Origin of the sequence: Methylobacterium sp. E-041, from assembly GCF_022829665.1 — a bacterium.
Classification (GTDB): domain Bacteria; phylum Pseudomonadota; class Alphaproteobacteria; order Rhizobiales; family Beijerinckiaceae; genus Methylobacterium.
Genome location: NZ_JAKSYQ010000214.1, coordinates 35,871 through 44,665 on the forward strand (window position 1 = coordinate 35,871; position 8,795 = coordinate 44,665).

At 69.4% G+C, this 8,795-nt stretch carries 6 protein-coding genes and 1 pseudogene; 4 read left to right on the plus strand and 3 right to left on the minus strand.

Features of this window, described 5'->3' with window-relative positions; translation table 11 throughout:
* Entirely contained in the window at positions 1-948 is a 948-nt protein-coding gene (locus MKK70_RS19995) for an aspartate carbamoyltransferase catalytic subunit (RefSeq protein WP_243949471.1), read from the minus strand.
* Between the two features lie 143 nt (positions 949-1,091).
* On the opposite strand from MKK70_RS19995, the gene MKK70_RS20000 reads away from it, so the two are divergent.
* From MKK70_RS20000 to topA, 3 genes are all read left to right on the plus strand, one after another.
* Positions 1,092-1,946, plus strand: a complete 855-nt coding sequence (locus MKK70_RS20000) for a cytochrome b/b6 domain-containing protein (RefSeq protein WP_243949472.1) — start codon at positions 1,092-1,094, stop codon at positions 1,944-1,946.
* Positions 1,943-2,854 (plus strand): molybdopterin-binding protein, encoded by a 912-nt coding sequence (locus tag MKK70_RS20005; RefSeq protein WP_243949473.1) that lies wholly within the window; start codon positions 1,943-1,945, stop codon positions 2,852-2,854. Before MKK70_RS20000 ends, MKK70_RS20005 begins: the two co-directional genes overlap by 4 nt.
* Positions 2,855-3,060: 206 nt before the next feature.
* Complete coding sequence (gene topA, locus MKK70_RS20010; protein WP_243949474.1) at positions 3,061-5,823, plus strand: type I DNA topoisomerase; 2,763 nt, start codon at positions 3,061-3,063, stop codon at positions 5,821-5,823.
* A gap of 51 nt (positions 5,824-5,874) precedes the next feature.
* Here the strand turns inward: topA and MKK70_RS20015 are convergent, their stop codons facing one another.
* Positions 5,875-6,060 carry a hypothetical protein gene (locus tag MKK70_RS20015; RefSeq protein WP_147843597.1) on the minus strand — a complete coding sequence of 62 codons (186 nt, stop codon included), beginning with the start codon at positions 6,058-6,060 and terminating at the stop codon, positions 5,875-5,877.
* A gap of 278 nt (positions 6,061-6,338) precedes the next feature.
* Here MKK70_RS20015 and parE point away from each other — a divergent pair, with 278 nt between their 5' ends.
* Positions 6,339-8,459: a DNA topoisomerase IV subunit B gene (gene parE, locus MKK70_RS20020; protein ID WP_243949475.1), complete on the plus strand. Its 2,121-nt coding sequence runs from the start codon at positions 6,339-6,341 to the stop codon at positions 8,457-8,459.
* A 155-nt stretch (positions 8,460-8,614) separates the two neighbouring features.
* Here parE and MKK70_RS20025 read toward each other — a convergent pair.
* Positions 8,615-8,795, minus strand: a pseudogene (locus tag MKK70_RS20025) (porin family protein); the annotation flags it as partial.

Here is an 8,795-nt window from a genome sequence, read left to right on the forward strand (position 1 = left end):
TCACGCGTTCGGCAGATGCGAGGCCAGCGCTTCCATCACCGCCATGCGCACGGCGACGCCCATCTCGACCTGCTCGCGAATCAGCGACTGCGCCCCGTCGGCGATGTCGGAGGCGATCTCGACGCCGCGGTTCATCGGGCCGGGATGCATCACCAGGGCGTCGGGAGCGGCGAGCGCGAGCTTGTCGGCGTCGAGGCCGAAATAGCGGAAATACTCCTTCACTGAGGGCACGAACGAGCCGTTCATGCGCTCGCGCTGCAGGCGCAGCATCATCACGATGTCGCAGCCGTCGAGGCCCTTGCGCATGTCGGTGAAGACCTCGACGCCGAAGCGCTCGATGCCGGCGGGCAGGAGCGACGACGGGGCGATCACGCGGACGCGCGCACCCATCGCCTGCAGCAGGAGCAGGTTCGAGCGCGCGACGCGGCTGTGCAGCACGTCGCCGCAGATCGCGACGCGAAGCCCCTCGATCCGCCCCTTGTTGCGGCGGATGGTCAGCGCGTCGAGCAGCGCCTGCGTCGGGTGCTCGTGGGCGCCGTCGCCGGCATTGACCACCGAGCAGTCGACCTTCCGCGCGAGCAGGTGCACGGCGCCGGCCGAATGGTGGCGCACCACGATGATGTCGGGCCGCATGGCGTTCAGCGTCGCCGCGGTGTCGATCAGCGTCTCGCCCTTCTTCACCGAGGACGAGGCCACCGACATGTTCATCACGTCGGCGCCGAGGCGCTTGCCGGCGAGCTCGAACGAGGATTGCGTCCGGGTCGAGGGCTCGAAGAACAGGTTGATCTGAGTGCGGCCGCGCAGCGTCGCGCGCTTCTTCTCGACCTGACGGGAGATCGCCACCGCCGCGTCCGCCCGGTCGAGCAGCCCCTCGATGTCGGGACGCGACAGGCCCTCTATCCCGAGGAGATGCCGGTGGGGATAGTTCGGGTGCGTCGGCTGGCTCATCGCCTCGCGTGATAGGTCGCGCGCGATACGACGGCAAGCGCGCGGCGCGAGACCGGGCTGGCAACTTTCGGCGGCGGCGATACGTAACCAGCCGAGACGAGGCGGCGAAGTGGTCGCCACTCGGACAATCAGGTGACACTCCCTTGGCAGCTTCCCCGGCGATTCCCTCCGGCACCGCGACGCCCCGCCGCGAGGCGATCTACCGGCATCCGCTGGTGATCCGCGTCGCGCACTGGCTCAACGCCGCCTCCCTGCTGATCCTGCTGATGAGCGGGCTGCAGATCTTTAACGCGCATCCGGCCCTGTACTGGGGCGCGAAGTCGACCTTCGACACCCCGGCGCTGGCGATCACCAGCGACACCGACGCCAAGGGCAACGCCCGCGGCATCGTGACGATCGGCGGCCGCACCTTCGACACCACCGGCGTGCTCGGGCTCTCGAAGGACCAGGGCCAGATGGCCGACCGGGCCTTCCCGTCGTGGAGCACGATCCCCTCGGGGCAGGATCTCGCCACCGCGCGGCGCTGGCACTTCCTGTTCGCCTGGGCGCTGGTGATCAACGGGGCGATCTACCTGCTCTACGGGCTGGTGACGGGGCAGCTTCGCCGGCGGGTGATCCCGGACGGCGACCAGATCCGCGACTTCGGCGGCTCGGTGCGCGAGCATCTCACCCTGCACTTCCCCAAGGGCGAGGAGGCCAAGCGCTACAACGTGCTGCAGAAGCTGACCTACCTCGCCGTGATCGCCGGCCTTCTGCCGATGATGGTGCTAGCCGGCCTCGCGATGTCGCCGGGCATGGATGCCGCCTGGCCCTGGCTGGTCGACGTGTTCGGCGGCCGGCAGTCGGCGCGCACGATCCACTTCATCGTGGCCAACCTCCTGGTGCTGTTCGTGATCGTGCACGTGGTGCTGGTGCTGGTGTCGGGCTTCTGGAACAACATGCGCGGCATGGTCACCGGCTGGTTCGCGATCGAGAAGGACGGAGCGACCCCGCGATGAGCAACCTCGACCGCCGCCGCTTCCTCACCACCGTCGCCGCGCTCGGCGGCACCGCGATGCTCGCCGGCTGCGACCGCTTCGCCGGGTCCGCCTACGGCCCGCGGACGCTGAAGGCCGGCGAGGACGCCAACCTGTTCGTGCAGCGCCTGTTGCTCTCGAACGACTCCCTGGCGAAGGAATTTCCGGATTCCGAGATCTCGGCGGTGTTCAAGCCGAACGGCACGATCGACCCGCCGGACAAGGCCTACAAGGCGCTTGCGGCCTCGAACTTCTCGACCTTCAAGCTCGAGGTCGGGGGCCTCGTCGAGCGACCGCAGAGCTTCGGCCTCGCCGACCTCCGCGCGCTGCCGTCGCGGACGCAGACGACCCGGCACGATTGCGTCGAGGGCTGGAGCTGCATCGGAAAATGGTCCGGCGTGCCGCTGGCCGAGGTGCTGAACCGCGCCGGGCTGAAGCCGCAGGCGCGCTACGTCGTGTTCCACTGCGCCGACACGCTCGAATATGCCGGCGGCGGCCTCGAAGCCAGCAAGGACGGCGCGTTCCTGCAGCCGGAGAACCCGAGCGCGGTGCGCCACGTCCAGGTGGCGGCCGCGGGCAACGATGCCGACGCCTGGGGCGGTGCCCCGGCCGAGGAGCCCGAGGAGACGCGCACGCCGATCCGCTACTACGAGAGCATCGACCTCACCGACGCCTTCCACCCGCAGACGATCCTCGCCTACGACCTCAACGGAAAGCCGCTCCCGGTCTCGAACGGCGCGCCCCTGCGCCTGCGGCTCGAGCGGCAGCTCGGCTACAAGCAGGCCAAGTACGTGATGCGGATCGAGGTGGTCGAATCGCTGGCCAGGATCGGCGACGGCCAGGGCGGCTATTGGGAGGACCGCGGCTACGAATGGTACGCCGGCATCTGAGACCGGCCCCCTCCCCCCCGCAGAGGGGGGAGAATGCCCACCCGTACGCGCCTCCCGGCAGGCGCCCCGAACAGCCCCCCATTTGACAACCCGCGGGGCATGAACCACTTCATGCCCCGCGCAGGTCCGGCCCGGCCGCGGCGCGAAACCCAACAATTGGTGCGTTCCTGCCGCTGCTCGGGCTTTGACGAGAGGCTGTTTCGTCCATGAAAGTCGTCGTCGTCGAGTCGCCGGCCAAAGCCAAGACCATCAACAAGTATCTTGGCCGCGACTATGAAGTCATCGCCTCGTTCGGGCACATCCGCGACCTTCCGGCCAAGGACGGGTCGGTCGATCCCGAAGCCGATTTCAACATGATCTGGGAGCTCGACGCCCGCGGCTCGAAGCAGGTGTCCGAGATCGCCCGCGCCGTGAAGGGCGCGGACAAGCTGATCCTGGCGACCGACCCGGATCGCGAGGGCGAGGCGATCTCCTGGCACGTGCTGGAGGCGCTGACCGCCCGCAAGGTGCTGAAGGGCATCCCGGTCGAGCGCGTCACCTTCAACGCGATCACCAAGGCGTCGGTCGAGACGGCGATGCGGCAGCCTCGCCAGATCGACCAGGCGCTGGTCGACGCCTACTTGGCGCGCCGGGCGCTCGACTACCTCGTCGGCTTCAACCTGTCGCCGGTGCTGTGGCGCAAGCTCCCCGGCGCCCGCTCGGCCGGCCGCGTGCAGTCGGTAGCCTTGCGGCTCGTCTGCGAGCGCGAGGTCGAGATCGAGCGCTTCAAGCCGCGCGAGTACTGGTCGCTGGTCGCGACCCTCTCGACCGCCGACGGCGGCGTGTTCGAGGCTCGCCTCGTCGGGGCCGACGGCAAGCGCATCCAGCGCCTCGACGTCGGCAACGGCGAGGATGCGGCCGCGTTCAAGCGCGACCTGGAGCTCGCGACGTTCCAGGTCGCCTCGGTCGAGGCGAAGCCCGCCAAGCGCCATCCGCAGCCGCCCTTCACGACGTCGACGCTGCAGCAGGAGGCGTCGCGAAAGCTCGGGATGGCGCCGGCGCAGACCATGCGCGTCGCCCAGAAGCTCTACGAGGGCGTCGACATCGGCGGCGAGACGGTGGGCCTGATCACCTACATGCGGACCGACGGCGTCGACATGGCGCCCGAGGCCATCGCCGACGCGCGCCGGGTCATCGGCCGCGAGTTCGGCGACAAGTACGTCCCGGGCGTGCCGCGCCGCTACAGCGCCAAGGCCAAGAACGCGCAGGAGGCCCACGAGGCCGTGCGCCCGACCGACATGGGCCGGCTGCCGAAGCAGGTCGCGCGGATGCTCGATCCCGAGCAGGCCAAGCTCTACGACCTGATCTGGACGCGGACCGTCGCCAGCCAGATGGAATCGGCCGAGCTGGAGCGCACCACGGTCGACGTGACCGCCAGCGTCGGCCCGCGCCGGATCGACCTGCGCGCCACCGGTCAGGTCGTGAAGTTCGACGGCTTCCTCACCCTTTACCAGGAGGGCAAGGACGACGAGGAGGACGAGGACGGCAAGCGCCTGCCGCCGATGAAGGCCGGCGAGGCGCTGAAGCGCGAGCGCATCGCCTCGACCCAGCACTTCACCGAGCCGCCGCCGCGCTTCTCCGAGGCCAGCCTCGTCAAGCGCATGGAGGAGCTCGGTATCGGCCGGCCCTCGACCTACGCCGCGGTGCTACAGACCCTGCGCGACCGCGAATACGTCAAGATCGAGAAGAAGCGCCTGCAGCCCGAGGACAAGGGCCGGCTCGTGACCGGCTTCCTCGAGAGCTTCTTCAAGCGCTACGTCGAGTACGACTTCACCGCCGACCTCGAAGGCCAGCTCGACCGGGTCTCGAACGCCGAGATCGACTGGCGCGACGTGCTGCGCGACTTCTGGCGCGACTTCTCGGCCGCCGTCGGCGGCACCAAGGAGCTGCGCGTCACCGAGGTGCTGGAGGCGCTGAACACGCTTCTTGGCGACCACATCTTCCCGGAGAAGGCCGACGGCTCGAACCCGCGCACCTGCCCGACCTGCGGCTCGGGCCAGCTCTCGCTGAAGCTCGGCAAGTTCGGCTCCTTCGTCGGCTGCTCGAACTACCCGGAATGCAAGTTCACCCGGCAGCTCTCGGCCGCGGGCATCGAGGGCGAGGGCGACGGCTCATCGCCGGACGGCAGCCCGCCCGGCACGCGGGTGCTCGGCAACGATCCGGTGAGCGGATTGCCGGTGACGATCCGCGACGGACGGTTCGGCCCGTTCGTCCAGCTCGGCGAGGCCTCGACCGAGAAGGACGCGGCCAAGCCCAAGCGCTCGTCGCTGCCGAAGGGCGTGACGCCGTCGATGGTCGACCTGGAGAAGGCGCTGCGGCTGCTGTCGCTGCCGCGCGAGGTCGCCCGGCACCCGGAGACCGGCGAGCCGATCCTGGCCAATCTCGGCCGGTTCGGGCCCTACGTCCAGCACGGCAAGACCTACGCGAACCTGGGCAAGGACGACGACGTGCTCGAGGTCGGCGCCAACCGGGCGATCGACCTGATCGTCGCCAAGGAACAGGGCGGCGGCCGCGGCCGCCCGTCCTCGGATCCCGGCCGCCCGATCGGCAAGGACGAGGCGACGGGTCGCGAGCTGGTGGTGAAGGCCGGCAAGTACGGCGCCTACGTCACCGACGGCGAGGTCAACGCGACCCTGCCGAAATCGATGGCCGCCGAGGCGCTGACGCTCGCCGAGGGCATCGACCTCGTCAACGCCAAGCGCGCGGCCGGCGGGGGCAAGCCGAGCCGCGGCCGCAAGGCCGCGCCGGCGCGGGGTGCGAAGGCCACGGCGCGCAAGCCGGCAAAGGCGGCCAAGGACGGCGAGGTCGGGACGGTGAAGACCGCTTCCAAAACCTCCGCCAAACCCGCCGCGAAGAAGCGCGCCACGCCGAAGGCCGCTGCGGGCAAGGCCGCTGCGAAGCCGGCCGCGAGCAAGAAGGCCAGTGGCTGAACCGCCGGCGGCGCGGCTTGCCGGCGGTCCGCGCCAGGCGCGTCGCAGGTCTTAGACGAGGTAGCTGATCGTCGCGGCGAAGGCCGTCGCGAATGTCGCCAGGGCGATCGTCGTCGGATTGACGAAGGCCGCGCGAGAGACGGGCGCAGCGTCCTGCTCGCATCCGAAGGCTTGCCCGGCGGCGCGCTCGAGGCGGGCGAGGATCAGGGTTCGGGCTTCGATCGAAGCAGTCGTCATCGGCGGCGTCCCAGCCCTCGTTACGGCGAAGATCTTGTGATATAATTCAGGATCGTGCCGCCGGTTCCGCGCGAAATTGCAGCGTGAGGCGATCTTAACCGGATCTGCGCATCACCCCGATGACGGTTGCATCGCAGCGTTTGGAGGGTTCGCGCGGCACATGCGAAGCTGCATAGCGGATTCGGCCTGCGATCGCCTTTGATGTTTCCGTTTTGTTCCGGTATCGTGAGCGGATGAAAGCCCATGCGAGACGTGACCCGAAGCCTGGAGCCCGTCGGTTGAGCGACGCCCCCATCGACCTGTTCGGGCCGGGCGCGAAGGCCGCTGCCCATTCTTCGCCCACCCATTCTTCGCTGGCCAAGCCTTCGGCCACGGATCCCTCGCCCGCCGCGCCCCTGCCCTCGTCCGAGCGCCGGCGCAAGCCGACGGCGCCGATGGCGGCGCTCGAGCCGCTCGCCGGTCCGGAGGCCGGCTACACCGCGTCCGACATCGAGGTGCTGGAGGGGCTGGAGCCGGTGCGGCGCCGGCCCGGCATGTATATCGGCGGCACCGACGAGCGGGCGCTGCACCACCTGTTCTCGGAGGTGATCGACAATTCGATGGACGAGGCGGTGGCGGGCCACGCCAGCTTCATCGAGGTCGAGCTGGAGGAGACCGGCGCGCTCGTCGTCACCGACAACGGCCGCGGCATCCCGATCGACCCGCACCCGAAGTTTCCCGGCAAGTCCGCGCTCGAAGTCATTATGACGACGCTGCATGCGGGCGGGAAGTTCGACTCGAAGGTCTACGAGACCAGCGGCGGCCTGCATGGCGTCGGCATCTCGGTGGTGAACGCGCTGTCCGACCTCCTGGAGGTCGAGGTCGCGCGCAACCAGACGCTCTACCGCCAGAGTTTTTCGCGCGGTCATGCGCAGGGCGGGTTGGAAACCGTCGGGCGGGTGCAGAACCGGCGCGGCACGCGCATCCGCTTCCATCCCGACGCGCAGATCTTCGGCTCGCTGGCGTTCGACCCGCGCCGCCTGTTCAAGATGGCGCGCTCGAAGGCCTACCTGTTCGGCGGCGTCGAGATCCGGTGGCGGTGTGCGCCGGCGCTGATCGAGGGCACCGACATCCCGGCCGAGGCGGTGCACCGCTTCCCCGGCGGCCTGCGCGACTACCTCGCCCGCGACATCGAGGGCAAGGAGCTCGTCACCGACGCGATCTTCTCCGGCAAGATCACAAAGCCCGGCTCGCACGGCTCGCTCGAATGGGCCGTGGCCTGGATGGTCCACGACGACGGCGTCTCCGCCTCGTACTGCAACACCATCCCGACGCCCGAGGGCGGCACCCACGAATCCGGCCTGCGCGTCGCGCTGCTGCGGGCGCTGCGCGAGCACGCCGAGCGGGTGAACCAGGCCAAGCGCATGACGGCGGTGACCACCGACGACGTGATGGCGACCTGCGCCTCCATGCTGTCGGTCTTCATCCGCGAGCCGGAGTTCCAGGGCCAGACCAAGGACAAGCTCGCCACCGTCGAGGCGTCGCGCATCGTCGAGACCGCGATCCGCGACGCCTTCGACCATTGGCTCGCCGCGTCGCCGGCCCAGGCCAACAAGGTACTCGACTGGGTGATCGACCGGGCCGAGGAGCGCCTGCGCCGACGCCAGGAGAAGGAGGTTGCGCGCAAGACCGCGACGCGCAAGCTGCGGCTCCCCGGCAAGCTCGCCGATTGCTCGGCCGCCGGCACCGCGGGCTCGGAAATCTTCATCGTCGAGGGCGACTCGGCCGGCGGCTCGGCCAAGCAGGCGCGCGACCGGGCCACGCAGGCGATCCTGCCGCTGCGCGGCAAGATCCTGAACGTTGCCTCGGCCAGCCGCGACAAGCTCGGTGCGAACCAGCTCATCGGCGACCTGACCCTGGCGCTCGGCTGCGGCACGGGCGGTCAGTACCGCGACGAGGAGCTGCGCTACGACAAGGTGATCATCATGACGGACGCCGACGTCGACGGCGCCCACATCGCCTCGCTGCTGATCACCTTCTTCTACCGGCAGATGCCGAAGCTCATCGACAAGGGCCACCTCTACCTCGCGATGCCGCCGCTCTATCGGCTGCAGCAGGGCACCAAGACCGCCTACGCCCGCGACGACTCCCACAAGGAGCAGCTGATCAAGACGGTGTTCAAGAACGGCAAGGTCGAGATCAGCCGCTTCAAGGGGCTGGGCGAGATGATGCCGGCGCAGCTGAAGGAGACGACGATGGACCCGAAGAAGCGCATCCTGATGCGCGTCGCCGTCCTCGACGAGGCGCGCGAATCGACCGGCGACGCGGTCGAGCGCCTGATGGGCAACAAGCCGGAAGCCCGCTTCACCTTCATTTCCGAGCGAGCCGCCTTCGCCGAGAAGACCGACCTCGACATCTGAGCGGCCCGGCACGGCGGTCCGATCGGAGCCCGGCCGCGAGGCCGGGCTTTTTCATGCCCGCGATCGTGCGACGAAAAAAGCCCGGCCTTTCGGCCGGGCTTCTCGGGTCGGGTCGAACCGCGGCTCTGGGCGAGCCGCGGCGGATCCGGCAGGTCCTAGTACGAGCCGAACTTGTAGTTCAGGCCGGCGCGCACAACGGCGAACTCGGTGCTGTTGTTGCGGTTCAGGCCGCTCTGCACGACGGTCACGCCCGGCGAGGTCAGGGTCACGGTGCCGGTCGAGTTGGAGGCGAAGGCGCCGTTGTTGCGGCCGCCCTGGTCGAGGTTCACGTACAGG